Annotated in this window: 20 protein-coding genes; 12 read left to right on the top strand and 8 right to left on the bottom strand. The window is 68.3% G+C overall.

The features are described 5' to 3' along the window. Positions 1-68: 68 nt before the first annotated feature. Both KIP89_RS01080 and KIP89_RS01075 read right to left on the bottom strand, forming a co-directional pair. A complete protein-coding gene (locus KIP89_RS01080; protein ID WP_213753564.1) occupies positions 69-917 on the bottom strand; it encodes a polysaccharide biosynthesis/export family protein in 849 nt (282 codons plus the stop codon). A gap of 128 nt (positions 918-1,045) precedes the next feature. After that, the gene (locus KIP89_RS01075; protein ID WP_213753563.1) at positions 1,046-1,459 is read right to left on the bottom strand and encodes a hypothetical protein; all 414 of its coding nucleotides are present in this window, start codon (positions 1,457-1,459) and stop codon (positions 1,046-1,048) included. Positions 1,460-1,562: 103 nt separating this feature from the next. Here KIP89_RS01075 and KIP89_RS01070 point away from each other — a divergent pair, with 103 nt between their 5' ends. Both KIP89_RS01070 and KIP89_RS01065 read left to right on the top strand, forming a co-directional pair. Next, the gene (locus KIP89_RS01070; protein ID WP_213753562.1) at positions 1,563-2,888 is read left to right on the top strand and encodes a lipopolysaccharide biosynthesis protein; all 1,326 of its coding nucleotides are present in this window, start codon (positions 1,563-1,565) and stop codon (positions 2,886-2,888) included. Between the two features lie 113 nt (positions 2,889-3,001). Continuing rightward, entirely contained in the window at positions 3,002-5,125 is a 2,124-nt protein-coding gene (locus KIP89_RS01065; protein ID WP_213753561.1) for a GumC family protein, read from the top strand. On the opposite strand, the gene KIP89_RS01060 is transcribed toward KIP89_RS01065, so the two are convergent. Beyond that, entirely contained in the window at positions 5,110-6,051 is a 942-nt protein-coding gene (locus KIP89_RS01060) for a LysR family transcriptional regulator (protein ID WP_213753560.1), read from the bottom strand. The genes KIP89_RS01065 and KIP89_RS01060 overlap by 16 nt on opposite strands. Before the next feature lie 285 nt (positions 6,052-6,336). Here KIP89_RS01060 and KIP89_RS01055 point away from each other — a divergent pair, with 285 nt between their 5' ends. From KIP89_RS01055 to KIP89_RS01025, 7 genes are all read left to right on the top strand, one after another. Beyond that, complete coding sequence (locus KIP89_RS01055) at positions 6,337-7,095, top strand: SDR family NAD(P)-dependent oxidoreductase (RefSeq protein ID WP_213753559.1); 759 nt, start codon at positions 6,337-6,339, stop codon at positions 7,093-7,095. Then, positions 7,089-7,814: an SDR family NAD(P)-dependent oxidoreductase gene (locus KIP89_RS01050; protein WP_213753558.1), complete on the top strand. Its 726-nt coding sequence runs from the start codon at positions 7,089-7,091 to the stop codon at positions 7,812-7,814. Before KIP89_RS01055 ends, KIP89_RS01050 begins: the two co-directional genes overlap by 7 nt. A gap of 32 nt (positions 7,815-7,846) precedes the next feature. Continuing rightward, positions 7,847-8,623 (top strand): creatininase, encoded by a 777-nt coding sequence (locus tag KIP89_RS01045; protein ID WP_213753557.1) that lies wholly within the window; start codon positions 7,847-7,849, stop codon positions 8,621-8,623. 187 nt (positions 8,624-8,810) lie between these two features. Then, positions 8,811-9,767: an agmatinase gene (gene speB, locus KIP89_RS01040; RefSeq protein WP_213753556.1), complete on the top strand. Its 957-nt coding sequence runs from the start codon at positions 8,811-8,813 to the stop codon at positions 9,765-9,767. Beyond that, positions 9,767-10,723 carry an agmatinase gene (speB, locus tag KIP89_RS01035; protein WP_213753555.1) on the top strand — a complete coding sequence of 319 codons (957 nt, stop codon included), beginning with the start codon at positions 9,767-9,769 and terminating at the stop codon, positions 10,721-10,723. Before speB (KIP89_RS01040) ends, speB (KIP89_RS01035) begins: the two co-directional genes overlap by 1 nt. A gap of 119 nt (positions 10,724-10,842) precedes the next feature. Further along, positions 10,843-11,328 carry a DNA starvation/stationary phase protection protein Dps gene (dps, locus tag KIP89_RS01030; RefSeq protein WP_213753554.1) on the top strand — a complete coding sequence of 162 codons (486 nt, stop codon included), beginning with the start codon at positions 10,843-10,845 and terminating at the stop codon, positions 11,326-11,328. Between the two features lie 321 nt (positions 11,329-11,649). Next, a complete protein-coding gene (locus tag KIP89_RS01025; RefSeq protein ID WP_250152099.1) occupies positions 11,650-12,144 on the top strand; it encodes a MarR family winged helix-turn-helix transcriptional regulator in 495 nt (164 codons plus the stop codon). Positions 12,145-12,249: 105 nt separating this feature from the next. Here the strand turns inward: KIP89_RS01025 and KIP89_RS01020 are convergent, their stop codons facing one another. From KIP89_RS01020 to cckA, 3 genes are all read right to left on the bottom strand, one after another. Next, positions 12,250-13,878 carry an alpha-D-glucose phosphate-specific phosphoglucomutase gene (locus KIP89_RS01020; RefSeq protein WP_213753552.1) on the bottom strand — a complete coding sequence of 543 codons (1,629 nt, stop codon included), beginning with the start codon at positions 13,876-13,878 and terminating at the stop codon, positions 12,250-12,252. A 121-nt stretch (positions 13,879-13,999) separates the two neighbouring features. Continuing rightward, positions 14,000-15,643 (bottom strand): glucose-6-phosphate isomerase, encoded by a 1,644-nt coding sequence (pgi, locus tag KIP89_RS01015; protein WP_213753551.1) that lies wholly within the window; start codon positions 15,641-15,643, stop codon positions 14,000-14,002. Positions 15,644-15,676: 33 nt separating this feature from the next. After that, entirely contained in the window at positions 15,677-18,193 is a 2,517-nt protein-coding gene (cckA, locus tag KIP89_RS01010; RefSeq protein WP_213753550.1) for a cell cycle histidine kinase CckA, read from the bottom strand. A 303-nt stretch (positions 18,194-18,496) separates the two neighbouring features. Here cckA and KIP89_RS01005 point away from each other — a divergent pair, with 303 nt between their 5' ends. Continuing rightward, positions 18,497-19,729, top strand: a complete 1,233-nt coding sequence (locus KIP89_RS01005; RefSeq protein WP_213753549.1) for a flagellar biosynthetic protein FliO — start codon at positions 18,497-18,499, stop codon at positions 19,727-19,729. 114 nt (positions 19,730-19,843) lie between these two features. On the opposite strand, the gene dksA is transcribed toward KIP89_RS01005, so the two are convergent. Together dksA and KIP89_RS00995 are read right to left on the bottom strand one after the other, a co-directional pair. Further along, positions 19,844-20,260, bottom strand: coding sequence for an RNA polymerase-binding protein DksA (dksA, locus tag KIP89_RS01000; protein ID WP_213753548.1), 417 nt, complete (start codon positions 20,258-20,260; stop codon positions 19,844-19,846). A gap of 308 nt (positions 20,261-20,568) precedes the next feature. After that, positions 20,569-21,432, bottom strand: a complete 864-nt coding sequence (locus KIP89_RS00995; protein ID WP_213753547.1) for a MipA/OmpV family protein — start codon at positions 21,430-21,432, stop codon at positions 20,569-20,571. Positions 21,433-21,701: 269 nt separating this feature from the next. Between KIP89_RS00995 and KIP89_RS00990 the strand changes: the two genes are divergently transcribed. After that, on the top strand, positions 21,702-22,220 hold the full coding sequence (locus KIP89_RS00990; protein WP_213753546.1) for a SixA phosphatase family protein: 519 nt from the start codon (positions 21,702-21,704) through the stop codon (positions 22,218-22,220). A gap of 9 nt (positions 22,221-22,229) precedes the next feature. Continuing rightward, entirely contained in the window at positions 22,230-23,693 is a 1,464-nt protein-coding gene (locus tag KIP89_RS00985) for a YcjX family GTP-binding protein (RefSeq protein WP_213753545.1), read from the top strand. Positions 23,694-23,696: the final 3 nt, after the last annotated feature.

The following is a 23,696-nucleotide window of genomic DNA, read 5'->3' as shown; positions in this document are numbered from 1 at the left end:
ACTTGGACCGGGATCTGTCATAGCGGGCACGCTTGTCACGGACGCCATCCTGCGCGGCGTGCCCTGCCTCAGGGCACCACGGTGCTTTGCGACCCCAGCGTATAGTTGAAGCTGCGCTGGAACGGCACCACCTTGTTGATGAACTGGTCGATCCAGACATTCAGCTCGGAGACCGAGCTGCGCGGCACATAGATGATGTCGCCCGCGACGAGTTGCACATCGTCCAGCGTGAAGCCGGTCTGGATGATGTCCTTGACGTTGACGAGGCGCAGCATCGGCATGTTGTCCGGCCCGCGCCGGATGATCGCCACCTGCACGGTGCGTGCATCCTCGGTGAAGCCGCCGGCGGTCAGGATGCTCTGTAGCGTTCCGGCCCGCATCTCCGAAAGATTATAGGGACCGGGCCGCTCGACCATGCCGCCGATATAGACCTTGGCCGAAACCGGGTCTTCGAGCGCGATCACCACCTTCTGGTCGGCAAGCTCGGCCTTGGAGGCGCGCCGCACCACTTCCTGCGCCCCGGCGAGGGTGAGCCCCTCGACCTTGAGCTGGCCGACCGCGCGCGGCGCGACCGTGCCGTCCGGCGAGACGGTGAGTTCCTCGTCCATCTCGCGGGTGAGGAAATATTTGATCTTGAGCTTGTCGCCGGGCCCGATCCGGTAGGCCGGCATCTGGCTGCTCCAGGGCCGGAAACCCGTCGGGTTCACCTCGGTGAAGCGCAGTTCCTGTCCCGTGGTGAAGGCATCGCCCGGACTTTGCGGCTGGCCGACCGAACCGGTCGTGTCGCGGCTCGTCGTGGTACAGCCGGCAAGAAGCAGGGCGGCCATCAACGTCGGCAACACGGCGCGCAGCCCCCCGACCGCCGATCCGGCGGCGCGGAAGCGGGGCGCGTCGTCGCCTCTATCGGCCAAGGGCATTCATCTTCTCCGGCTCGCGGCCTTCCCGCCCTGAAATCGGCAGCGCGGAAGGCGACGGTCGAAACCTAAAGAAACGCAGTTAATGAAGCCTTAAATGCTTGGAATGACTCGGCTTCCGCCATGCGCATTCAGGGACGGCAGGTGGTGCCCGCCCGCCGGGCGTCGCGATAGAAGGGCACGAGGTCGAGCCGCTCGATATGGCGCCACAGCGTGCTGCCCCGCGGCGGGCAGAAGCGGATCATCGCGGCGGTCGGATTGCCCTTCCAGTCATCGGGCACATGCACCATGGCGGACCAGGTACCGAGCGAGAAAGAGGGTTCGTTCGCCCACCAGCGCGTCGGCAGGGTGCGCCGCAGATAGTCGCGAATCGCCAGCCGCCCATCGAAGGGGAAGGGGTCGATCGAGGGATCGACCGCGCTGTCGCCCGGCAGATCGCTGAGCCCCGCTTGCGCCCGCGCCGCGCCCGCCGCGAGCGGCAGCACGGCCGCGACCGCGAAGGCGACGCACAAGCATCTTGCGGCCCGGCGGGCTGCGTGGTTCATGCGAGCTAAATCCGGTCCGGCCCCGAGGGGCCTTGCATATGCCACGCCGCGCCGCGCCTGTCTGCGCTTTCCCGCGACGGGCGGTCGCCTTCCAAGGGGTCGCATGGAGCTTTCCCGTCTTGCGAGACTTGGCCGGCTGGCGCTGGGCTATGCGCCCTATGCCGGGGCGCTGGCGGTGCGCGGGCTGGAAATCGTCGGCAAGCTCGGCCTGTTCATGCTGGCCGCGCGGCTGCTCGGCGCGCATGAGGCGGGGCTCTATTTCATCTGCCTGACCTGGGTCGGGCTCGCCGCCACCCTCGCCCGCGCCGGATTCGAGAAGGCCGCGGTGCGCCACATGGCGGCGGAAATCGCCCTCGGCAAGACCGATCTCGCCCGACAGGCCCTGCTCACCGGGCTCGGCTGGACGCTGATCGGCGGCATCGCGGCGACCCTGGCGACGCTCGCCGCCGCCGCGCCCGCCGCGCACTATCTGTTTCACGACCCGGATCTGGCCGCGCCGCTGCGCATCGCCGCGCTGTCCATCCTGCCGCAGGCGCTGTGCTTCTATGCCGGCCATGCGCTGTTCGGCTTCAATCGCGGCGTGGCCGGGCAATTCGTGCAGAATGGCTCCTGGCCGGTCTTCACCTTCGCCGCCATGGCGGCCGGCGCCCACTCGCTGAGCGCCATGCTCTACGCGCTGGCCCTGTGCAACCTTGCCGCCACCGCCATCGGTGCGGTGCTGATCCTGCGAGCCATGCGGGACCCGATCCCCGCACCCCAGCCGACAACCGCTGATGCACCCGCCGGAGCCCTTGCCGACGCCCCTGCGGCCCTGCCCGCGCTCTGGCGCACGGCGCTGCCGCTCGGCATGGTCGAGGTGGTGCAGGTCTCGCTGAACTCCATCCCCATGCTGCTGCTCGCGGTCTTCGCCAGCGCGGCGGAAGTCGGCGCCTTCAGCATCGCCAATCGGCTGTCCATCCTCATCTGGGTGGTCATCATCGCCATCGGCTCGATCGCCGCCCCCCGCTTTGCCGCGTTCCACCGCACCGGCGACTGGGCGGCGCTGCGGGCGCAGAACCGGCGGGTGCGGCGTCTGGTGGCGCTGTGCAGCCTGCCGCCGATCGCGATCATGATGCTGGCCCCCGCGCCGCTGCTCGCCCTCATCGGCCCCGGCTTCGAGATCGCCGCCACTGCCCTTGTCATCATGGCGGCGGGGCAGTTGGTGAACGGCCTGCTCTCCTGCCAGGACATCATGCTGGCGATGACCGGCCATGGCAGCCTGCTGCGCTGGCTGAACGTCGCGCAGTTCCTCGTCTGCTGTGCCGCCGGAGCCGTGCTCGTGCCGCTCTACGGGATGAACGGGGCGGCGATCTTGACGGCGCTCGTCATCGCGCAGGGGGCGATCGGCACCGCCCTGGCCGTTCGGCGCCTGATGCCGCAGGCGTTCTGACGTTTCGCAGCGGCATATTTACCGCACATTAGCGTTAACCCGTCACAGTTACGGCCTGGAAACAGTGGTTGAGGGCAGCTTCTCCGGCGGTGCCGGCGAGCGCGAGTGGCATAATGGCGATGACGGGAACCTATGCGGACGGCGTCGAGGGCACGCCCGCCGGCCAGTGGCCCGGCAGCCGGCCGCCGAGCTTCACGCTGCGCGACTTCCTGATCGCCGCCTTCTTCCACATCCGCATCATTCTCCTTGCCGCGCTGCTGCCGCTGGCGGCGGGCGTGGCGGCGGCGACCTTCGCCAAAACCGAGTACACCGCCAACAGCCTGCTCATGGTGATCGTCAGCCGCGAGGTGACGAACGCCCAGAACGTGACCGGCAGCGGGCCGGCGGTGCTCTCCATCGAAGGGCTGAAGCAGGTCGAGTCCGAGGTGCAGATCCTGGAGAGCGCCGACGTCATCCGCACGGTAATCGACGAGATGGGACGCGAGACGCTGTTCCCGCCGGGGCTTCTGTCCGGCGTGCGCGATTTCTTCGCCAGCAGCGGCAGCGCCATGGACCGGGCGATCGAGCGGTTCCGGCGTAATCTGCGCGCGCAGGTGCTGGACGGCTCCAATGTCGTCGAGGTGTCCTTCACCCATCCCGACCGCGCCATCGCCATCGAGGCGACCGACAAGCTGGTGGCCGCCTATATGGCGCGCCGGCGCATCATCATGGAGAACCCCACCGCGCGCATCCTCCAGGCCGAGGTCGAGCGGTTCCAGCGCGATCTCACCGCCACCGACCTCGCCGTCGAGGCGCTGAAGACCCGCGTCGGCATCATCGATTTCGACCAGGACGCGGTGCTCGCCGCCAATCAGGTGGATTCGGTGGTGCAGCGCCGCCGGCAGGTGGCCGAGCGCCGGGTAGCGGTTGCCGGCCAGCTTGCCGAGGCCGAGAAGCAGCTCGCCGGCCTCCCGCCGACCGTGTTCGACTTCAACCAGAAAAGCGACGCGCTCGGCAATGACGACGACAACAACACGCTGACCCGCCTGCTGATCGAGCGCGACCGCCTGTCGCTGCAATATTCGGCCAATGGCGCGATGATGCGGGAGATCAACCGCAAGATCGAGACCATCCGCAAGCAGATCGCCACCCGCAATGAGCGGCTCTACGAGACCAGCCGCGACGTGCGCAACCCGGCGGTCGGCTATGTGAACAACATGATCCTCAGCTTGCGCATCGAGGCGGACGCGCTCGACCGGCAGGAAAAGGAACTCGTTGACCAGCAGGCCGATGCGGAAAAGCGCCTCACCACGCTGCGCGCGGCGGAAACCGAACTGGTCGAGCTGAACCGCCGCCGCGAGACGCTGTCGGAGGGCTATCGCGAATATCTGCGCCGGGCGACCGCCGCCAAGATCGAGGAATCCGCCGCCACCGAACGCGAATCCAATGTCCGGCTGGTGCAGGACGCCGGCGCCTCGGTGACCAACCGCTCGATGCGCCTGCCCTTCCTCGGCGCGGGCGTGCTCGGCGCGCTGCTGTTCGCCGCCGCCGCCGGGGCGGTGGCCTCGGCGCTGCGCTCGACCTTCATCATGCCGCTGGAGGCCGAGCGGGCGCTCGAAGTGCCGATCCTCGGCGAATATGACAACCAGTCGCGCTCCGGCGATCCGGCGGCGCTCCAGCGCGATGCCGGCAACCTTGCCGCCCTGCTGCTCGACACGCGGGTCGATGACCGTCCGCTGCGCATCGTGCAGTTCCTCAGCTCCGACGCGGAGGAGGCCCTGCGCACGCTCGCCGAGGGCGTGGCCGCCGAATTCACCACGCAGCGCGGCCTGCGCACCCTGCTGGTCGATCTCGCTTCCGCGCCGGATCTGCGCGACGACCCCACCGCCCGCCTCAAGGGCGGCATTCTCGCCTACCCGACGCCGACGCCGCTGCTGTGGAGCCTCGCGGCGGTGGAGGGCTCGCCGCTGCTCGACCCGCGCACCCCGCTGATCGAGGCCGACAGGCTGATGGACGAGCTGCGCGGCGAGTTCGAGGCGGTGGTGTTCTGCGCCACGGCGGCCGATGCCGCCGCCCGAGGCCACCGGATCGACGCGCTGGTTGACGGCAATGTGCTGGTGGTGCGGGCCGAGAAGACCCGCAAGCCCGCCGCGACCGCGCTGCGCAGCGCCGTGGTGGAGAATGGCGGCGTGCCGCTCGGCTTCGTCTTCGTCGGCCGGCGCTACATCCTGCCGGACTGGATCTACCGCATCACCTGAGTGCCCGCCTCCGGCGACGCATCAGGCCGCGCCTTGGCCTGCGCCTGCAATTCGCGGATGAAGGCGTCGATCAGCGGCTGCTCGCCCTTCAGCCGGCGGGTCGCGGCGAAATGGGCGGAATCGAAGCCATAGCTCTCCGGTCTCAGCACCCGCATCTGCCCGCGCCCGACCCAATCCTCGCCGATATGGCGCGGCAGATAGCCGATGAAGCGGCCGGACAGGATCATCATCACCTGCGCCTCCATCTGCACGATGGCGGCGCTCGCGCGCGGGTGGTTCACCCGGTAGAGGTCGTCGAGGTGGCGGTAGCGCCGCACGGAGAACAGCGCCTCCTCGATCCGGGCATGGCTGATCTCGGCACCCGGCAGGTCGAACAGCGCATGGCCGCGCCCGCAATAGAGCGCCTGCGCCTCGCGGTGCAGCGGAATATAGGTGATGCCCGGCACCTTCTGCGAGAACGGTCCGACCACAAGGTCGCGCTGCCCGTCCATCAGCGCCCGCTCCAGCGCCAGCGGCGTGCCTAGTTCGAGATCGACGAAGACTTCCGAGGCGTAGTCCATGTAGCGCGCCAGCGCCGTCTGGAGCCCGAGCTGAGGGTTGGTGACGACGCCATCGACGATGCCGAGCCGCAGCCGCCCGACGAGGCGGCGCTGGTCGCGCCCGATCCGGCCGTGAAAGGCGTCGATGTCCTCGAACAGCCGGAGCGCCGCGGCGAGTGTCGATTCGCCGAAGGACGTGAGCCGGAACCCCGTCCGCCCCCGCTCGCAGAGCTGCCCGCCGAGCTTGCGCTCCAGCGCCGCCAGATGGGTGGAGAGCGTCGATTGCGAGAGGTTGAGCGCGATCTGCGCATCCTGAAACCCGCCCTCCTGCGCCAGCACGACGAAAACGCGCAGCAGCCGCAGGTCGATATTGTCCAGCCGCCGCATCGGCGTGTTCCCTCCGCTTGTGCCCTTACCGTCATCCCGGCCGAGCGCAGCGAGAGCCGGGATCGTGCTCCGCCCGCCTACCTCCACGCGCTCCCGGCTCGGTCCTGCGGACCCTCCGGGATGACGGCAGGTGGTGGCTCGAAGGGACATGTCCGATACATCGAGTTTCCTCGATACATCCTTCCACTAATTCCGATTTTTCGGAAAGTGAAACTGCGCCAGCATGGCACCTCTCGCCTCGGAGTTCCCCATGCGCGTCCCCTCCCTCCCCTGCGACCTACCCGCATGAAGCTCGAAGGGCTCGCCGGCCGCACCGTCCTCGTCACCGGCTCCAGCCGCGGCATCGGCCATGGCATCGCCCGCGCCTTCGCGGCGGCCGGCGCGGAACTGCACATGCTGGCCGACGACGCGGCGATCCACGAGGCTGCCGGCCGGCTCGGGGCGCGCGGGCATCAGGCGGACATCACCTCCAGCGAGGCGGTGGCGGCGGTGGCGCAGGCGATCCCCAAGCTCGACGTACTGGTGAACAATGCCGGCCTCGAACTCGTCACCCCGCTCGACGATGCCGGCGCGGCCAATGAGGCGATCTTCCGCCGCGTGGTGGAGATCAACGTCGTCGGCACCTTCCTCGTCACCCGCGCGCTGCTGCCGGGCATGGGCCATGGCGGGCGCATCATCAACACCGCCTCCATCTGGTCGCGTTCGGCCGAGGCGCTGTTCGGCGCCTATGTCGCCTCCAAACACGCGGTGATCGGCCTCACCAAGACCTGGGCGAAGGAGCTCGGGCCGCGCGGCATCACCGTCAATGCCGTGTGTCCGGGCTGGGTGCGCACGGAGGCCTCGCTGCGCTCGCTCCACGCCATGGCGGCGCGCATGGCTGTCGAGCCGGAAACGCTCTTGAACGAGATCGTGTCGGCGCAGATCCTGCCGGGCTTCATGGAGCCGGAGGATATTGCCGGCACCTATCTGTTCCTGGCGTCCGACCTTGCGGCCAACATCACCGGCCAGAGCCTCGGCGTCGACCGAGGAGAATTCCCATGGTGAGCCCCCACAAGGATTTGCGCGTCATCGTCACCGGCGCGGGCAGCGGCATCGGCCGCGCCTGCGCCGACGCGCTGAGCGCCGCCGGCGCCAAGGTGGTGGGCTTCGACCTGCACCCGCCGGAGCAGACCTCGCACTGGCCGACCATCCTCACCAATGTGTCGGACGAGGCCGCCGTCATCGCCGGCATGGATGCAGCGCGCGACCATCTCGGCGGGCTGGACGTCATCGTTAACTGCGCCGGTGTGCTCGCGGACACTCCGCTCGCCAACTTCGACATCGCGGTTTACGAGCGCATGGCGGCGGTCAATGTGCGCGGGCCGATCCTCATGGCGCGCGAGTCTCTGCGGCATTTCAACGGCAACGGCCCGGTACGCGGACGCATCATCAACATCGCCTCGGAACTCGCCTATCTCGGCCGCGCCGGCGCCTCCGGCTATTGCGCCACCAAGGGCGCGGTGCTGGGGCTCACCCGCTCCTGGGCCCGCGAACTCGCCCCCCACATCCTCGTCAACGCCGTCGCGCCCGGCCCGGTGGATACGCCGCTGCTGGGGCTGGACCGCATGAGTCCGGCCGAGCGGGCGCTGGAGACCACCAACCCGCTCGGCCGTGTCGGCCGGCCGGAGGAAATCGCGCAGGCGGTGCTGTTCCTTGCGAGCCGCGCCACCGGCTTCATCACCGGGCAATGCATCAGTGTCGACGGCGGCGCGGGCATGCACTGACAACGGATGCACTGAGCATCAGAGGAAAACACATGGTCGACAGCGTCCGTCTCGATGAACTGAGCTGGCCTGAATTCGCGGCGAAGATTGCCGCCGGCGCGCCGGTGTTCCTGCCGCTCGGTTCCACCGAGCAGCACGGCCCGCATCTGCCGCTGAACGTGGATGTGACGCTGCCGACCGGCGTGTGCGAGCGCGTCGCCCGCGAGGTCGGCGGCATCGTCGCCCCGACCGTGAACTATGGCTGCAAGTCGATGCCGCGCTCGGGCGGCGGCGAGGCCTTTCCCGGCACGCTGAGCCTTGATGCCCACACCTTCGCGCTCGTGCTGCGCGATGTGATCCGCAATCTCGGCCGGCAGGGCGTGCGCCGGCTGGTGGTACTCAACGGCCATTACGAGAATCTGTGGCCCTCCGTGGAAGGGCTTGACCTCGGCTTGCGCGAGCTCGCCCGCGACGGCATCACCGACATGCAGGTGATGCGGCTGGAATATTGGGATTTCGCCCAGCGCGGCACGCTCGACGCGCTGTTCCCGGACGGCTTCCCCGGCATCGACCTCGAACATGCGAGCCTTTTGGAGACCTCGCTCATGCTGGTGCTGCGCCCGGACCTCGTGGAGATGGACAAGGTGCCGACCGACGGCCCCGCGACCTTCCCGCCCTATGACAAATTCCCCGTACCGGCCGATTTCGGCCTGCCGCCCTCGGGCGTGCTGGCGGTCGCTACCGGCTCCACCGCCGAAAAGGGAGAACTGCTGATGGCCGATTACGTCACCTACATCTCCGCCGCCATCCGCAAGGAATTCGGGCTGTAGGGGCGACAACGGAAACCCGTCTGCGTCCTTCGAGGCCCGGCTGCGCCGGGCACCTCAGGATGACGAGGACCGGAGCCCAACGTCGTCATGCTGAGGAGCGGGGCAACGCCCCGCGTCTCGAAGCACGCGGCACCTCCGCCGCCCCAACGATCCCACGCCTCATCGCGCCCTCGTAGCGAGACCGTACATGACCCACGCCTTCGAGCCCCTCGATTCCGGCAGCATCCCCCGCTATGCGGGTCTGCCGACCTTCATGCGCCTGCCGGTGGCCGAGCCCTCCGAGGTCGACATCGCCATTCTCGGCCTGCCCTTCGACCTCGGCACCACCAACCGCGCCGGCACCCGCCATGGCCCGCGCGAATTGCGCAACCAGTCGAGCCTGATGCGCCGGGTGCATCACGTCACCGGCCTGTCGCCCTATGACCGGGCGCGCGTGGCCGATTGCGGCGACGTCATCACCGACCCGTTCGACCTGATGCGCTCGCTCGACCTCATCACCGCGCATTACAAGGGCGTGCGCGAGGCCGGGGCGCTGCCGCTCACCGCCGGCGGCGACCATCTCATCAGCCTGCCGATCCTGCGCGGCCTCGCCAGCGACGGGCCGGTCGGCCTGATCCAGTTCGACGCCCATTCCGACACCTATGACAGCTTCTTCAACGGCGCCCGCTACACCCATGGCACCCCGTTCCGCCGCGCCATCGAGGAAGGGCTGGTCGACCCGAAACGCTTCGTGCAGATCGGTCTGCGCGGCGCCATCTCGGATGCCGGCAATTACGACTATGCCCGCGCGATGGGCGTGCGCATCATCTTCATCGAGGAATTCGTCGCCCGCGGCGTCGCCGACGTGATGGCGGAAGCGCGCGCCATCGTCGGCGACCGGCCTACCTATGTCACCTTCGACATTGACGGCATCGACCCCTCGCAGGCGCCGGGCACCGGCACGCCGGAAATCGGCGGCTTCTCCACCCGCGAGGCGCAGGAAATGGTTCGCCTGCTGGACGGGCTCGACATGATCGGCGCCGATCTCGTCGAGGTCGCCCCGCCTTTCGACCCGTCCGGCCTCACCGCGCTCACCGGCGCCACGATCATGTTCGAACTGCTCTGCGTGCTCGCGGGCGTTGTCGAGACCAAGGGGAAGCGTTGATGGCCCATGGCTATGAAAGCGGGCGGCTCGACCTGCCCTTCGTCGGCATCTGCACCTTCGGCAAATACCCGCTCCAGCTCGACTGGGACCGGATCGACGCCGATGTCGCCATTCTCGGCGCGCCCTTCGATCTCGGCACGCAATGGCGCTCGGGCGCCCGCTCCGGCCCGCGCGCCATTCGCGAGGCCTCGACGCTGTTCTCCTTCGGCCATGCCGGCGCCTATGACCATGAGGACGACGTCACCTATCTGGCGGCGGAGAAGACTCGCATCGTCGATATCGGCGACGCCGACATGATCCACACCGACACCGACCAGAGCCACGCCAATATCGAATATGGCGTGCGCAAGATCCTCAAGGCGGGCGCCCTGCCCGTGGTGCTCGGCGGCGACCATTCGGTCAACATTCCCTGCATCGAGGCGTTCGCCGATGAGGAGCCGTTCCACATCGTCCAGTTCGACGCCCATCTCGATTTCGTGGATGAGCGCAAGGGCGTGCGCCGTGGCCACGGCAACCCGCTGCGCCGGGCAGCCGAGAAGCCCTATGTCACCGGACTCACCCAGCTCGGCATCCGCAACGTCTCCTCGACCGCCCGCGAGGGCTATGAGGCGGCGCGCTCCATGGGCTCGGACATTCTCAGCGTGCGGCAGATCCGCAAGCTCGGCCCGGAGGCCGTGCTCGCCCGTATCCCCGAGGGCAAGCGTTACTACGTCACCATCGACATTGACGGCTTCGACCCCTCCATCGCGCCGGGCACCGGCACGCCCAGCCATGGCGGCTTCACCTATTACGAGGTGCTGGAACTGCTGGACGGGCTGACCAAGCGCGGCACGGTGATCGGCGTGGATCTCGTCGAGGTCGCCCGCGAATATGATCCGGGCGGGGTGACCTCGATCCTGGCGGCGCAGGTGCTGCTCAACTTCATCGGCCGCATCCTGCACAACCGAAAGGCGTGAGCGCGCCCGGCCCTTGACCTCGGGCTTAACTGGCCAATTTGCTCTCCATCCACGTACCAGTGTCGCCACGGGCGCGAACGCGCCATGATGGCGATGCCGGAAGCCGCAGAGGAGCGACCATGCCGACCCACAAGACGTCCAACGACCTGCCCTCCAACGCCAAAAAGGTCGCCATCGACCTTCTCAATGCCAATCTGGCCGCGGGACTCGATCTCGCCCTCGCCACCAAGCAGGCCCACTGGAACCTCAAGGGCCCGCAATTCATCGCCGTGCACGAGATGCTCGACGGGTTCCGCGCCGAGCTGGACGGGCATAACGACACCATAGCCGAGCGGGTCGTCCAGCTTGGCGGCACGGCTCTGGGCACCACCCAGACGGTGGCCGAGATGACCCATCTCAAGCCCTATCCGACCGACATCTACAAGGTCAGCGATCATCTCAAGGAAATGGCCGCGCGCTACGGCGCCGTCGCCAACAGCGTGCGCAAGGCGATCGGCGAATCGGACGAAGCCGGCGACCCGACCACGGCCGATATCTTCACCGCGGCCTCCCGTTCGCTCGACAAAGCGCTTTGGTTCCTGGAATCCCATCTTCAGGAAACCTAGCGAGGTGGTGCGCAGGTTTGCCTCAATCTTGCGCCCATTTTCCCGGTAAATGAGAACCGTCAATATCTAGAAATACAATCTGTACTTGCCGAAGGGCGATGACACGCGCCGATTTTCTTTCTACCACCGTAGCTTACCGCTTTGCGAAAGGCGCGAATTCCGTCATGGTTCGCCTGTAAAGCGTTATGGAATCGCGATCCGTCGGGGGCGTCCTTTCCGGGGAGGGCGCAAACCGAGAAAGGGGCAACGCTTATGGTAGTAAGGCCGGCCAAAGAACTGAACGATGAGGTCGCGTCGAATCCGGCGCAGCTTATGTCCGCAATGGCGGAAGCACCCGCCGCGGATGGACCGTCCGAGTTCGTCATCAACCATCTGGAAATCGCCCGTGTGATCGAGCGCGCGCATCGCCGCTTTCTCGATCTTCTGCGGATCGAGCTGACCCGGCTCGGCACTGACGACATCAGTCCCTCGCAAGTCATGCTGCTGTTCACCATCGGCAGCGACGAATTGTCGGTGCGTGACCTGCTGGAGCGCGGCCATTACCTCGGCTCCAACGCCTCCTACAATCTCAAGCAACTGGTCGAGGGCGGCTATGTCCACCGCTCGCCATCGCTGCGCGACCGCCGCTCCGCCCGTCTCAGACTGACGGCGAAGGCGGTCAGCCTGTGCGAAGCCATCCGCTCCATGCACGAGACCGCCGATCGGGCGCCCCGCGACGATGCCGAGGCGATGGAGTTAAGCGTGGCCTATAATGTGCTGCGCAGGCTGGAGATGCACTGGACCAGCGCGCTGCGCTATGGCGGCGAAGGCGGCTGACCCGCCTCCTCTCCCTCGCCTTTCATTCTGGCAGAATGTGAAAACCGCGCCGCGTAATCAACGCGGCGCGGTTTTCGTTGATGGGTATCGAGAGAGTGTCGGCCCTCAGGTAATGACGTTCGGCGCCGCGCGGCCGGTTCGGCCGGGAATGTCCGGCAGCGCGCGGGCGATCTCGATCAGGTCGGCCAGAACCTCCTGCGTGTCGATGCCGTGGCGGTCGGCATCCGGCTCGAAACGCTCGATATAGACGCGCAGCGTCGCCCCGGCCGTTCCCGTGCCCGACAGCCGATAGACAATACGCGAGCCGTCGCTGAAGAATATCCGCACGCCCTGGCGCGTCGTCACCGAGCCGTCGACCGGGTCGTGATAGGCGAAGTCATCCGCCTTCTCGACGGTGAGGCCGTTGATCACCGTGCCCGGCAACCCGTCGAGGCGCCGGCGCAGTTCGCCGACAAGGCCATCGGCGGCGGCGGCATCCACTTCCTCATAATCGTGACGGGTGTAGAAGTTGCGCCCATAGGCCGCCCAATGCTCGCTGACGATGTCGGCCAGACTCTGCCGGCGCACGGCGAGGATGTTGAGCCACATCAGCACCGCCCAGAGACCGTCCTTCTCGCGCACATGGTTCGAGCCGGTGCCGAAGCTCTCCTCGCCGCAGACCGTGGCAAGACCGGCGTCGAGCAGATTGCCGAAGAACTTCCACCCCGTGGGCGTCTCATAGCAGGTGATGCCCAGCTTGGCGGCCACGCGGTCGGCGGCGCCGCTGGTCGGCATGGAACGGGCGATGCCGGCAATGCCGGCCTTGTAGCCGGGCGCCAGATGCGCATTGGCGGCGATGATGGCGAGCGAATCCGACGGAGTGAGATAGAGGCCCCGACCGATGATCATGTTGCGGTCGCCGTCACCATCGGAGGCCGCGCCGAGGTCCGGGGCGTGATCGGACATCAGGAGGTCGTACAGGTCCTTGGCATGGACGAGGTTCGGGTCGGGGTGATGGCCGCCGAAATCGGGCAGCGGCTCGCCATGCACCACCGTGCCGCCCTTAGCGCCCAGCGTCTCCTCGAGGATCGCCCGCGCATAGGGACCGGTCACTGCGCTCATCGCGTCGAAGCGCATGGTGAAGCCGGTGGCGAACAGGTCGCGGATCGCGTCGAAATCGAACAGCGTTCCCATCAGTTCGGCATAATCTTCGACGGGGTCGATGACATCGACCACCATGTCCTCGACGCGGGTGAGGCCGAGCGCATCGAGATCGACATCGGGCGCATCGCTGATGCTGTATTCGGCGATGGTCTTCGACCGCTCGAAAATCGCGTCGGTGACGGATTCCGGGGCTGGGCCGCCATTGCCGATATTGTACTTGATGCCGAAATCGCCCTCCGGGCCGCCCATATTGTGGCTGGCGGACAGGATGATGCCGCCAAAGGCTTCATGCTTGCGGATGACGCAGGAGGCGGCGGGGGTGGAGAGAATGCCGCCCTTGCCGACCAGCACCCGGCCGAAGCCGGCGGCGGCGGCCATGCGGATCACGGTCTGGATCGCCTCGCGGTTGTAGAACCGGCCGTCGCCGCCGATCACCAGCGTCTCGCCCTCGAAGTCGGACAGGCTGTCGAACAGCGCTTGGACGAAATTCTCCACATAATGCGGCTGCTGGAAGACCTTCACCTTCTTGCGCAGGCCGGACGTACCGGGCTTCTGCCCCTCGAAAGGCGTGGTGGCGACGGTGCGGATCATGGGTTCCCTCTGAACTCTTGGTCGTCATCCCGGACGGCCATCCGCCGATCCGGGATCGCGCATGGCGAGGCGAGCGATCCCGGCTCGCCGGCTGCGCCGGCGTCCGGGATGACGGTTGAGACTACTTGCCCGTCAGATGGCGCAGCAGCCCCGCCGCCGAGGCGGACAGGTCGGCCGAGGCCTGCCCGCTCTCCACCGCCGGCAGCAGCGTGTTGGCGAGTTCCTTGCCGAGCTCGACGCCCCACTGGTCGAAGCTGTTGATGTTCCAGATCGCCCCTTCCACGAACACGCGGTGCTCATAGAGCGCGATGATGCGCCCGAGCGTGTAGGGGTCGAGCCGGTCATAGGCGAGGGTCACGGAGGGCCGGTTGCCGGGGAACACCCGGTGCGGGGCGATCTTGCTCGCGCTCGCCTCGTCGCGGCCGGCGGCCAGCAACTGTGCCTTGGCCTCCTCCAGCGTGCGCCCGCGCATCAGCGCCTCGGACTGGGCGAGGCAATTGGCGATCAGCATGGCGTGCTGGCGCTTCAGCCCCGGCAGCGCGTCCTCGTCATGGCCGTTTGCCGCGATCAGGAACTCGACCGGGATCGGGCTGGTGCCCTGGTGGATGAGCTGGAAGAAGGCGTGCTGGCCATTGGTGCCCGGCTCGCCCCACACCACCGGCCCGGTATCATGGGCGGCGGGCGTGCCGTCGAGCGTCACGCGCTTGCCGTTGCTCTCCATGTCGAGCTGCTGGAGATAGGCCGGCAGGCGGGCGAGGTGCTGGTCATAGGGAATGACCGCGCGCGTGGCGTAGCCGCACACGTCGCGGTGCCAGATGCCGACCAGCCCGAGCAGGACGGGAAGATTGGCCTCCAGCGGCGCGGTGCGGAAATGCTCGTCCATGGCGTGGCCGCCATCGAGGAAGCGGCCGAAATCCTCCGGCCCGACCGCGATCATCACCGGCAGGCCGATCGCCGACCACACCGAATAGCGCCCGCCGACCCAGTCCCAAAAGCCGAACACCCGGTCGGGGGCGATGCCGAAGGCCGCCACCTTGTCGAGCGCGGTGGAAACTGCCGCGAAATGGTGCCCCACCGCCGCCTCGCCGAGCGCCTCGACGATCCAGTGCCGGGCGCTCGCGGCGTTCGACATGGTCTCCTGCGTGGTGAAGGTCTTGGAGGCGACGATCACCAGCGTGGTCGCCGGATCGAGCGGCTTGATGGTGTCGTACAGATGCGCGCCGTCGACATTGGAGACGTAATGCGCGCGCGGCCCGTCATGATAGGGCGACAGCGCCAGCGTCGCCATCACCGGGCCGAGGTCCGAGCCGCCAATGCCGATATTGATGACATCGGTGATCTTCTTGCCGGTGGCGCCCTTCAGCGCGCCGGAGCGGATGCCCTCGGCAAAGGCGCTCATATCGGCCAGCACCGTGGCGACATCGCCGCGCACATCCTGCCCGTCGACCACGAAGGGCGTGGCGGTGCGGTTGCGCAGGGCGGTGTGCAGCACCGCCCGGTCCTCGGTGAGGTTGATATGCACGCCCGCGAACATGGCGGCGCGCTTTTCCTCGACGCCGGCGGCGCGGGCGAGGTCGAGCAGCAGCGACAGGGTCTGCGGCGCGATCGAGCATTTGGAGTAGTCGAGCAGCATGTCCTCGAAGGAGGCGGAGAAGCGGGCGAACCGCTCGCCATCCTCGGCGAACAGGGCCGCCACCTTCTGCGTCGCGCGCCCCGCATGGTCGGCGGCAAGGGTCTTGAAGACGTTTTCCGTCGCGGTGCTCATGCGGTCTCTCCGAACTCGTGTGCGGACGGCAGCTTAGGTGTCGCTGCGCCCCATGCTTTTCTTAACCGCCTCGATAAGCTGCTTGAGTGTGAAGGGTTTCGGCAGGAAGCCGAAATCCGCGCCCTCCGGCAGGTTCTTGGCGAAGGCTTCCTCGGCATAGCCCGACATGAATATCACCTTTATGTCGGGATGCGTGCCGCGCAGTTCTTTCAGCAGGGTGGGGCCGTCCATCTCCGGCATGACGACGTCGGAAAGGATGAGATCCACCTCGCCGCCATGCTCGGCCATCACCTCCAGTGCCTCGACGCCGGAACCGGCCTCCAGCACCTGATAGCCGCGGGAGACCAGCGCGCGGGCGGCGAAGGCGCGCACCGCCTCCTCGTCCTCGACCAGCAGCAGCGTGCCGCGTCCGGTCAGGTCCTGCGGCTTGGCCGGCGCCTCCACTTCGACGCGGGCGGGAATCTCCACCACATCCGGCACATGGCGCGGCAGGAACACGCGGAACACCGAGCCGTGGCCGACCTCGCTCTCCACCTGGAGCGTACCGCCGGTCTGCTTGACGATGCCATAGACGGTGGACAGCCCGAGCCCCGTGCCCTTGCCCACTTCCTTGGTGGAGAAGAACGGCTCGAAGATCTTGTCGATGATCGCCGGGGGAATGCCGGTGCCGGTGTCGGACACCTCGACCAGCACATGGTCGGCGCGCGGCAGGCCGGCCTCGGCGTAGAATTCGGCCTGCTCGGCCGGCACATTGGCGGTGCGGATGGTGAGTGTGCCGCCCTCCGGCATGGCGTCGCGGGCATTGACCGCGAGATTGACGATCACCTGCTCGAACTGGTTGAGGTCGGCCTTGACCGGCCAGAGGTCGCGGCCTTCCTTGACCTCCAGCTTGACCAGCTCGCCCAGCAGGCGGCGCAGCAGCATGGACAGGTCGCTCATCACGTCGCCGAGGTTCAGCACCTGCGGGCGCAGCGTCTGGCGACGCGAGAAGGCGAGAAGCTGACGCACCAGCCCGGCGGCCCGGTTGGCGTTCTGCTTGATCTGCATCACGTCCTGGAAGGACGGGTCGGTCGGCCGGCTATTGGCCAGCAGCAGGTCGGAATAGCCGATGATGGCGGTCAGCACATTGTTGAAATCATGCGCCACCCCGCCGGCGAGCTGGCCGACCGCCTGCATCTTCTGCGACTGGGCGAACTGCGCCTCCAGCGTGCGCTGCTCGGTGGTGTCGATGGCATAGACGATGGCCGCCTCGCCGCCCGCCGCGTCGTCTTCCACCGGCGCGACATAGAAGCGGACCGAGCGCCCGCCATCGCGCTCGGCGGCGATGTCGAGCGGGCTGGGCGGCGTATGGCCCTTCACCGCCGCCTCGATCACGCTCTCGAAGGTGACGCGGGACGTCTCGCCGATCACCTCGACCAGCCGCCGCCCGCGCGCCGCCTCGCGCCCGCCGAACAGCCGGGCGAACATGGCGTTGGCGCGGGCGATCCGCCCCTCGCTGTCCACCGTGGCGATGGCAATGGGGGAATTGTGGAAGAACCGGGCGAAGCGCACCTCGGCGGCGCGGGCGGGGTCGCCGGCATTGTCCTCGCGCGAGCGGTTGACCACCAGCGTGCGCGAGGCGCCGGGCGTGCCGTCCGAGGCGAAGGCGACGCGGTGCCAGATGCGCACCGGCAGGGTCTGGCCGTTCTTGCGCTTCAGATCGAGATCCAGCACCTCGGTGCGCACGCCGCCCGGCACGGGGGCGATGTTGGTCAGCAGCGCCGCCGCCGGCCCCGGCACCAGATCGGCCACGGAGAGCCCGCCCGGCCCGAACTCGGCGAGGTCATAGCCCAGCCAGTCGACCAGCGTGGCGTTGATGTAGTGGATCGCCCCGCCCGCCGCCGAGAAGAAGCCGGCGGGGGCGTGGTCGAGATAGTCGATGGCGTGCTGGAGTTCGAGAAAGGCCGTCTCCTGCCGCTCGCGCTCGCGGGTGAGATCGCTCACCGTCCACACCGCGCAGCGCCCGCCGCGCTGGCCCGCCGGCGCCGGGCGGGCGCCGAGCCGCAGCCAGCGCACCGGCTGGCCGGGCGTGGCGATGCGCACTTCCTCGCTGGAAGCACGGCCCTCGCGCACGCCCTGGGCGAGCCGGTAGACCGCCTCGGACGCATCGGGATCGCTGGTGAACAGGCGCTCGACCGGGCGGGCCTCGTCCGGGCTCGGCGCGCCGATGATCTCGCAATAGCGCGGATTGGCGTAGAGCACGCGGCCGAGCGAATCGACCACGCTCATGCCCTCGGTCGCGCTGTCGACGACGCGCCGGGCGAGTTCGTCGCGCGCATCCGGCAGGCCGAAGCGCAGCAGGCCAGCCGCATAGGCGAACAGCGCGAACACACCAATGACGGCAAGGACGGTCAGCAGCCCGATGATCCAGGGATCGGCCTTTTCCCGGCCGAGCAGAAGCAGCGACACGACGGCGCCGACAAGGGCCAGCGCGACCACCAGCACCAGCCGGATGCTGCCGCCGATCTCGAGGCGGGAGAGAGTGGGATCGTCGTGTCCGCTATCCGCCATGTCCAAGCCAAGAGGCTCCCGCGCGACGCAGCCGGGAGCGATTCATTACCCCTTCTTGGTGCCTGACCCGCTGGCGCGGAGCAAGCGCGATTCGCCCCCATGCCCGATTTCGCGCCGCCCCGCCGGGCGATCGCGCGGGCGGTTCGCGCAGGGGCATGCAGGCCTTCCTCGACTCGTCCCCCTGCCCCGCTCGCTGCCCCACCACCTGCCCACCCCTTGCCCGCGACCGGCTTACGCGACACAAAGAGCGCGAACGGGCCACCGGAAAGCGGAACGCCCGACCTTCGCAGGAGAGCCAACCTCATGGCGGAAACTCTGACCTCACTGAGCGCGCTCGGCCCCTGGCTGGCCTTTGGCGGCCTCGCCGTGCTGGCCTTGCTCGCGCTCGTTCTCAGCCGGCGCGCGCGCCGCCGGGGCTCTCATGCCCTCGCCGCCGGCCACCGCCTGGCGGTGGTCGACCAGGTGCCGATCGACCAGACCCGCCGGCTGGTGCTGATCCAGCGCGATGAGGTGCAGCATCTGGTGATCCTCGGCGGCGGCAGCGACTTCCTTGTGGAAAGCGGCATCCGCGCCGGCGAGGTGCGCCTGCACGCCCCCGAGCCGGCCCCGCATGCGCATCACGAGCATGGCCACCACGACCATGGCCATCACGAGCACGCCCCGCACCATCGCCCGGTGTTCCTCGACGAACCGCGCCGCGAGCCGCCGGCCGCCGAGAGCGCGCGCGAGCCCGAGCCGCTGCGCGAAGCTGCGCCGCTGCGCGAGCCCGCCCCCCGCGCGGCGGAGCGGCCCGCCCCGGCGCGTGAGCCCGGCGCGCTGTTCCGTCCGGCCGCGCCGCGCCGCGCCGCGCCGGTGGCCCCTCCGGCCGAGGAGCCGGCGCCCGTTGCCATGCCCGAACCGCGGCTCGACATCGATCCCGTCACCCCGCCGCGCCCGGTGACTGAACCCGCTGTCCGCCCGCGCGCGCCACTGCGCCCCGAGCCACGCACCGAGCCGCGTCTGGACAGCGCCGCGCCGGACAAGCCCGAAGGCGGCCCACGCGTCGCGGTGAAGCTCGACCCGTTCTTCGCCGGCATGGTGGAACAGCTCGAAGAGACGCTGCGCCGGCCGACCGGCAATGGCGAGACCGCGCGCAGCGCCCAGGTCACGGTCGCCACCGCCACCGTGAGCGCCAGCGCGCCCGCGCGCCCGGTGCCGGACATGAAGACCGTGGAAGCTGTCGCCCCGGCGGCGCCCAAGGACGAACCAAAGCTGCTCAATGTCGCGGCAGCCAAGCCGGTCGGGACGCCTCCCGCCGTCACCATCCCCGCCGCCTCGCCTGCCGACACCCCCAAGCCCTCGCCCGAGGGACGGGCGGACGCACCGATCCCGGTTCTCCCGACCGACATTCTGCCCCCCGAGACCAGTGACGCTGCCCCGAAGGCGGCCTCGCCGGACGTGCTCGCCCCGACCGCGCAGGACCGTCCGGCCGCGCCCGGCGACGATCCGTTCGAGATCGAGATGGCCAGCCTGCTCGGCCGCAACCGCCGCCCCTGATCAGCGCAGCTCCCGGCAGAACGAAAAAGGGCGACCCGGATGACGGGTCGCCCTTTTCATGGGTCGGTATCGGCGATGCGGATCAGTCGTCGCGCGGATCAGTCGTCGCGCGGATCAATCATCGCGATAGACGCGCTCGCGGCGCTCGTGACGCTCCTGAGCTTCGATCGACAGCGTGGCGATCGGCCGGGCTTCGAGGCGCTTGAGCGAGATCGGCTCGCCGGTCTCCTCGCAATAGCCGTAGGAGCCGTCATCGATCCGCTCGATCGCCGATTCGATCTTGGCGATCAGCTTGCGCTGGCGGTCACGCGCCCGCAGCTCGATGGCTCGGTCGGTTTCCGACGAGGCCCGGTCGGCTATGTCCGGGTGATTCTGGTTTTCGTCCTGAAGGTGCTGAAGCGTCTCACGCGCCTCGCGCAGGATGTCCTCCTTCCACGCGAGCAGCTTGTGGCGGAAATACTCCCGCTGCCGCTCATTCATGAAAGGCTCGTCCTCGCGGGGGCGATATTCCTGGTCGATCTCCACCGACATCGGCCTTCGTCCTCGTGTTCGGGGGGCACCCCTTCGGGCGCCGCTTATAGACCGCCGGATCGCCCGGTACAACATTTCTCATCGTCACGCACACGACATGAAACGTTGGATTTATCAGCACCTTGGGCGCTGATTCCAGGCGGGTCCGCCGGTACCACAGGCAAACGCCGGGCCAACCTTGGCCCCCACGCCAGCGCCGGGATACCGCAGCCTTGCACAGATCACAGCAAAACGCCCCGGAGCTTGCGGCGCCGGGGCGTTCATCAACAGATTGCTTGGTTTGGCGCCGGATCAACCGCGCGAATCGGTCACTCGAAACCGAGGAAGAAGGTGTAGGAGAGCGAGACGCCCGCCTGGAACTGGTTGCGGTCGCCATTCTGCACGACCAGCGGGCTGTCGGCCGCATCGTCCAGCAGATATTTGTACTCGGCGAACACCGAACCGAGAATGTTGGGCGTGAAACGCTTGAGGATCTGCCCGCCGACACCGACCGAATAGATGCCGCCGCCGGCTTCATAGGCGCTCAGATTATTGCCGAGCGCCATCGCCGCCGCCGATTCTTCAGGCGTGATGCCGTAATAGGCGTCGATATAGCCCGAGCTCGCCAGCGTCATGCGCGGACCGGCCGAGATCGCCATGCCGCCCCAGAACTCGGTGAAATAGATCGCGTCCACCGCGAAATCGGCCACCGCGCCTTCAAAGCCGCCGAAGCCGTAGCGCAGATCGGCGCGCAGGCGCAGCCAGTCCACCGGGTACCACTGGGCGTAACCGCCGACTTCATAGGCATAGTCGACATCGTTCAGGCCGCGCAGATCGTCCGAATCATCGGTGTCGCGCTTCCAGTCGATCTTGCCGGTGATACCGGCCTCGATCACGCCGGTGTCGTAGAGCGCGATGCTCGCATTGTCGTTGAAGCTGCGCCAGCGGCTCAGCTTGTCGGCGCGCGAGATGCTGATGATCGGCTTGAAGCCGAATTCGTAATCGTCCGAGCCCGGATAATCCGGCTGCACCATGGCATAGCCGCCCAGCGTCAGCGTCCATTCCCGGTCGATCGAGGCGGGAGCGGGAGCAACAGTCGGCGCCGACATGGTCATGTCCGCCGCGGCGGCGAGCGTGGAGAGGCCCAGCGAACCCGCCAGCACCAGAAGACTCGTCGTCGCGATCGAACGCATTGGCCAAACCCTGCTCAAGAACTCCTGTCATACATATACGAGGATAGGGCGCCTGTGGTGGCCGAAAAGTCACGACGCCAATTGCTGTTACGTAACCGTCAAAATCGTGCGCGACAGCCTTAACGCCGTCTTTCACCCGCGCTCGGGACGCGACCGGCCCCCGGATACCTCGCCTTTGTGCGCGAGGCACGGCGACGCAGGGCGTGCCGTCATTCCGCCCCTATAATGGCGGTATCGACCCCGTGAACTCCCCTCACCCGAGGACCGCGATGCTCCGCCTGTTTCTGCTGCGCCACGCCAAATCCGCCTGGCCCGAGGGCGTGCCCGACCGCGACCGCCCCCTCGCCCCGCGCGGCGAACGTGGCGCGGCGGCGATCGGTGCCTATATGGCCGAGAACCACCTTGTTCCCGCCCATGCGCTGGTCTCCCCGGCGCGGCGCACGCTGGAGACCTGGGATATTGCCACGCGCGACTGGCCGACCCATGAGCCGCCCGTCTTCGAGGAGGGCATCTATGAAGCCTCGGCCGATGGCCTGATGGAGATCATCCGCGCCCAGAACGGCCGCTCGCCGCTGATGCTGGTCGGGCACAATCCCGGCATGGAGGAACTGGCGGCGCGGCTGCTCAAGCGCGCCCACCGCCTCAAGGTGCTGCCGAAATACCCGACCGGCGCCCTGGCCGTGATCGACCTGCCCTCGGACGACTGGGCGCGCCTCGCCGCCGGCGAGGGAGAGCTGGAACGTTTCGTCACGCCGCGCGCGCTGGGCGTGCCCCGGGACAAGGAGTGAGGAGCCGCATTGCCCTCCTGGTATGAAGAACTGATCGACGAGGCCCGCCTCACCGCCCTCACCTTGCTGGACCGGGCGGAGGAACTGGCGAACCCGACGCTGCGCCTCGGCATCACCGGCCTGTCCCGTTCGGGCAAGACGGTGTTCACCACCGCGCTGGTCCATGCGCTGGCCCGTGGCGGACGGCTGCCGGTGTTCCGGGCGATGCATGAGGGACGGATCGCGAGCGCGCGTCTGGAGCCGCAGCCGGACGACGACGTGCCGCGCTTCAACTATGAGGGTCATCTCGCCACGCTGGTCGATGAGCGGCGCTGGCCCGATTCCACCCGCCGCATCAGCGAACTGCGCCTCGCCATCGACTATGCGCCGGCGCGCGGCGGGCGCCGCTCGCTCATGCTCGATATCGTCGACTATCCCGGCGAGTGGCTGCTCGACCTGCCGCTGCTCGATCAGGATTTCGCGACCTTCGCCGCCAACAGCCTCAGCCTCGCCCGCGCCCCGGCCCGCCGGCATCTGGCCGGCCTGTTCCTCGGGCGGCTGGAAAGCCTCGACCCGGATGCCCCGGCCGACGAGGCGCATGCCCGCGAGCTGGCCGCGCTGTTCACCGATTATCTCGCCGCCTGCCGGGCCGAGACGGTCTCCATGAGCCTGCTGCCGCCCGGCCGCTTCCTCATGCCCGGCGATCTGGAAGGCTCGCCCGCGCTCACCTTCGCCCCGCTCGACCTCTCGCCCGGACAGGAGGCGAAGCCCGGCTCGCTGCACGCCATGATGCGCCGGCGCTTCGAGGCCTATAAGGACAATGTGGTCCGCCCCTTTTTCCGCGACCATTTCGCCCGGCTCGACCGGCAGATCGTGCTGATCGACGTGCTGAGCGCGCTCAATGCCGGCCCGGCGGCGCTAGCCGACTTGGAGGCCGCGCTCGACGGCATTCTCGCCGCCTTCCGCGTCGGGCGGAATTCCTGGTTCTCGGCGCTGTTCCGCCACCGCATCGGCAAGGTGCTGTTCGCCGCCACCAAGGCCGACCATCTGCACCACACCAGCCATGATCCGCTGGAGGCGATCCTGCGCCGGCTGGTCGAGCGGGCGCTGGGCCGCGCGGAAGGCGCGGGAGCGGAGATCGACGTGGTGGCGCTTGCCGCCGTGCGGGCCACCCGCGAGGCCATGGTGAAGCGCGGCCGCGCGCATCTGCCGGCCATTGTCGGCGTGCCGGAAGCCGGCCAGCACGGCGCCGATGATTTCGACGGGCTGGCGGAAGCCGCCGTCTTCCCCGGCGACCTGCCGGAGAACCCGTCCGCCCTGTTCGATCCGTCCCTCGGCTTCAAGGGCCTCGCCGATGCGCAGGGCGGGGATTTCCGCTTCCTGCGCTTCCGCCCGCCGCTGGTGACGCGCAACGCCGATGGCGATGCGCTGCCCATGCCCCATATACGCCTCGACCGGGCGCTCGAATTCCTGCTCGGCGACCGGCTGAAATGAAGA

This window comes from Ancylobacter radicis, from assembly GCF_018449475.1.
GTDB lineage: Bacteria > Pseudomonadota > Alphaproteobacteria > Rhizobiales > Xanthobacteraceae > Ancylobacter > Ancylobacter radicis.
This window is presented reverse-complemented; position numbering and strand designations above follow the sequence as displayed.

Bases quoted from the DNA above. Each gene is read 5' to 3' on its own strand.
- speB (WP_213753556.1), top strand. From the start codon at position 8,811: ATGACCCACGCCTTCGAGCCCCTCGATTCCGGCAGCATCCCCCGCTAT.
- KIP89_RS01060 (WP_213753560.1), bottom strand. From the start codon at position 6,051: ATGCGGCGGCTGGACAATATCGACCTGCGGCTGCTGCGCGTTTTCGTC.
- KIP89_RS01080 (WP_213753564.1), bottom strand. From the start codon at position 917: ATGCCCTTGGCCGATAGAGGCGACGACGCGCCCCGCTTCCGCGCCGCC.
- KIP89_RS01070 (WP_213753562.1), top strand. From the start codon at position 1,563: ATGGAGCTTTCCCGTCTTGCGAGACTTGGCCGGCTGGCGCTGGGCTAT.
- KIP89_RS01050 (WP_213753558.1), top strand. From the start codon at position 7,089: ATGGTGAGCCCCCACAAGGATTTGCGCGTCATCGTCACCGGCGCGGGC.
- pgi (WP_213753551.1), bottom strand. From the start codon at position 15,643: ATGAGCACCGCGACGGAAAACGTCTTCAAGACCCTTGCCGCCGACCAT.
- KIP89_RS01005 (WP_213753549.1), top strand. From the start codon at position 18,497: ATGGCGGAAACTCTGACCTCACTGAGCGCGCTCGGCCCCTGGCTGGCC.
- KIP89_RS01025 (WP_250152099.1), top strand. From the start codon at position 11,650: ATGGCGGAAGCACCCGCCGCGGATGGACCGTCCGAGTTCGTCATCAAC.
- dps (WP_213753554.1), top strand. From the start codon at position 10,843: ATGCCGACCCACAAGACGTCCAACGACCTGCCCTCCAACGCCAAAAAG.
- KIP89_RS00995 (WP_213753547.1), bottom strand. From the start codon at position 21,432: ATGCGTTCGATCGCGACGACGAGTCTTCTGGTGCTGGCGGGTTCGCTG.
- KIP89_RS00990 (WP_213753546.1), top strand. From the start codon at position 21,702: ATGCTCCGCCTGTTTCTGCTGCGCCACGCCAAATCCGCCTGGCCCGAG.
- KIP89_RS01020 (WP_213753552.1), bottom strand. From the start codon at position 13,878: ATGATCCGCACCGTCGCCACCACGCCTTTCGAGGGGCAGAAGCCCGGT.
- KIP89_RS01065 (WP_213753561.1), top strand. From the start codon at position 3,002: ATGGCGATGACGGGAACCTATGCGGACGGCGTCGAGGGCACGCCCGCC.
- cckA (WP_213753550.1), bottom strand. From the start codon at position 18,193: ATGGCGGATAGCGGACACGACGATCCCACTCTCTCCCGCCTCGAGATC.
- KIP89_RS01045 (WP_213753557.1), top strand. From the start codon at position 7,847: ATGGTCGACAGCGTCCGTCTCGATGAACTGAGCTGGCCTGAATTCGCG.
- KIP89_RS01075 (WP_213753563.1), bottom strand. From the start codon at position 1,459: ATGAACCACGCAGCCCGCCGGGCCGCAAGATGCTTGTGCGTCGCCTTC.
- dksA (WP_213753548.1), bottom strand. From the start codon at position 20,260: ATGTCGGTGGAGATCGACCAGGAATATCGCCCCCGCGAGGACGAGCCT.
- KIP89_RS01055 (WP_213753559.1), top strand. From the start codon at position 6,337: ATGAAGCTCGAAGGGCTCGCCGGCCGCACCGTCCTCGTCACCGGCTCC.
- speB (WP_213753555.1), top strand. From the start codon at position 9,767: ATGGCCCATGGCTATGAAAGCGGGCGGCTCGACCTGCCCTTCGTCGGC.